The following is a 2,332-nucleotide window of genomic DNA, read 5'->3' on the forward strand; positions in this document are numbered from 1 at the left end:
TTCAAGGTCATGAGATTCATCTCCATCTATCTTTGATGAATGTATTATCCCATGATCCGGATGACGATCCTAGGTGTCCATTATTTGACGCTTACCACTGATCAATTCGATCAAACCTTCTGCACCCTGATTCTTGAGCACCGTTCGTAAATCAGCCTCATCCATCGGGGTGATGGGATGCCGGGACATCGTTGGGTGTCGATCTAGACGATAGGTTTCATGATCCATTGTCGCAAAATGATTTCCAAATACTGTATAGCGTTTCAGATCAGGTGCTGCAGCGAAAACAGGAATCCATGCCAGCCGCTTGAACACTTTTTGAGCCAGCTGTTGCACAGTGGCAATATTCCCGATCAACGATGAAGAATCAAAGGTTGAGCACACTTTGTAATGGACAAAATCGCTACCTAATGCTTTCAGTTTGGAGAAAATCGGATAGAGTTCCTGTTCCATTTGCACAGGTGTCATTGATCGGCTATTTCCGGCAACGCCAATACATTTTGCATAGAAAAAACGCTCCTTCAATAGGGACGGATCAGGTACATCGAGAAAAAGCACAGTCGGTAGCCCATGAATCGTTAACGATTCCATGGCATCCGTGGAGCCTGTAAAGTCGGCCCCATAGAAGCTGAGTAAAATTGGATTCCCTTCCATAATATCGGCCCCCCACGTTCAATGATAATTATGCGGTCAATTTCCTAGAATAGTTGATGATTATGGAACCGAGTGCCATAATGCCGCCGGCAATCGCAAACATCGTAAATACTCCTGTGAAGCTTAATGTTTCCTGAACGATCACTCCTACTAATATCGGAGTAAGAATTCCCGCAACATTACCAGAGAAATTCATCGCTCCTGTAAGTTGACCAACGTGTTTCTTCAGTGCAAGTCTTGCAGGAACGCTCCAATATAATCCACCCCAGCGCAGGAAGAAGTTGGCCAGACTAATCAGCAGAATCGCCTGAGTCGAACTCGAAACCTGGCTGACGCATAATATAGCCCCGGCTACCCCTAATCCTGCAAAGCCAAGCATTGACCGCATCACTACATTTGTAGAGATTCCAAAACGCATTAATCGGTCCGCAAGTTGCCCGGAAAAGAGTTCCCCAACGAAGCCCGAACCGAAGATGACGAACGTCCAGACACCAGTCATTCCAAAAGAGACATGCTGCACTTTACTCACGTAGGTAGGTGCCCATGTCATTAAGCCGAAAAGAACAGCATCATAACCGAAAAACGCCAGAAGAAGCATCCAAGGACTCAGATGTTTAAAATACTGGAGTGCCGATCCCTTCGAATCATTTTCTCCCTGTGCTTCACTATTTCCTTGATTGAGATAATCGAGTTCTTCACGCGAAATCCAGGGATGCTCTGATGGCCGGTCACGGACAAACAACCAGGCCACAATACCAATGATCACAGTCAGGATACCCACAGCAGCAAAAGCGAATCTCCACGTTCCCAGCCATATAATAAGTCCGGTCACCAAAATGCCACCAAAAGCCGTTCCGAGCGGGCCACCGCCGTCAACATGCTGTCCGCAGTCTCATTCGATGTCGGTTGAACGGCCAGCGGCAGTGGCGTGGCTCCTCTGCAACGGCCATCCGCAGTGCTACTGGCGTTTGTTTCAGCCGGCTTGCCCGTCGGTTCATTCACACAGGATTTTTTTCACCTGGGAATTTTAGGGGGAAACCATAAAAAGACACGATCAACTAAAAAAGCTTCCCTTCGGGATGGGTAAACCATCTGAAGGGAAGTCGATACGCACATCTTTGCCATACAAACAAACGTGATGGGATGAATCCATCTTTTGTGATTCAAAAAGAGAGCCGATCAAGGATCTCTTTCAGCTCATCTCTCAGAAAAGCATTCACTTTGATGAGCGTATTCCGTTGCTTCCTTAACTCGTTAATCTCGTCGATTAACCCTTCCATTTCTGTCTCGAGGATACCGATGGTTTCCTCTATCTCGGAGTCCCTCTTCTGCACACGTTCTTTTTCAGAGCTCATTGATCGCCCTCTGGATATGCGATTCACCTACTATTTTATGTCCCTGAATCAAGGCATCCATCAGGCTTTGACTGCACAAGGTATTGATTTTTCGTGGAATGCCCTGACTGAACTGATAAATAGCTTGAACAGCCTCTTCGGAGAAGATTTCATGGGGCGTTTCAGCCACCTTGAGCTGATGATGGATATAGGCCTGTGTTTTTTTTTCAGTGAGCCCGTTCATCTGATAAGTAAGCGTCAAATAATGGACACCTTGAATAAATTAATCTCCATCTGAATGGAATTCAGATGGAGATTAATTTTAGTTTATAGGAGATTGGCAG

3 protein-coding genes and 1 pseudogene are annotated in these 2,332 nt (G+C 46.1%); all 4 read right to left on the reverse strand.

What is annotated here, in order from left to right; genetic code table 11:
- Positions 1-69 precede the first annotated feature (69 nt).
- On the reverse strand, positions 70-654 hold the full coding sequence (locus D889_RS15160) for a four-carbon acid sugar kinase family protein (RefSeq protein WP_018962467.1): 585 nt from the start codon (positions 652-654) through the stop codon (positions 70-72).
- Positions 655-682: 28 nt separating this feature from the next.
- A pseudogene (locus D889_RS0114715) lies at positions 683-1,513 on the reverse strand (MFS transporter); the annotation flags it as partial.
- A 304-nt stretch (positions 1,514-1,817) separates the two neighbouring features.
- Positions 1,818-2,009, reverse strand: a complete 192-nt coding sequence (locus D889_RS0114720) for a hypothetical protein (RefSeq protein WP_010632957.1) — start codon at positions 2,007-2,009, stop codon at positions 1,818-1,820.
- On the reverse strand, positions 1,999-2,250 hold the full coding sequence (locus D889_RS0114725; RefSeq protein WP_010632956.1) for a hypothetical protein: 252 nt from the start codon (positions 2,248-2,250) through the stop codon (positions 1,999-2,001). Before D889_RS0114725 ends, D889_RS0114720 begins: the two co-directional genes overlap by 11 nt.
- Positions 2,251-2,332 lie beyond the last annotated feature (82 nt).

The organism is Sporolactobacillus vineae DSM 21990 = SL153 (genome assembly GCF_000377985.1).
Lineage (GTDB): Bacteria > Bacillota > Bacilli > Bacillales > Sporolactobacillaceae > Sporolactobacillus > Sporolactobacillus vineae.

What these genes read in the sequence shown, in the direction of transcription:
- D889_RS15160 (WP_018962467.1), bottom strand. Translation starts at nt 654, where the DNA reads ATGGAAGGGAATCCAATTTTACTCAGCTTCTATGGGGCCGACTTTACA.
- D889_RS0114720 (WP_010632957.1), bottom strand. Translation starts at nt 2,009, where the DNA reads ATGAGCTCTGAAAAAGAACGTGTGCAGAAGAGGGACTCCGAGATAGAG.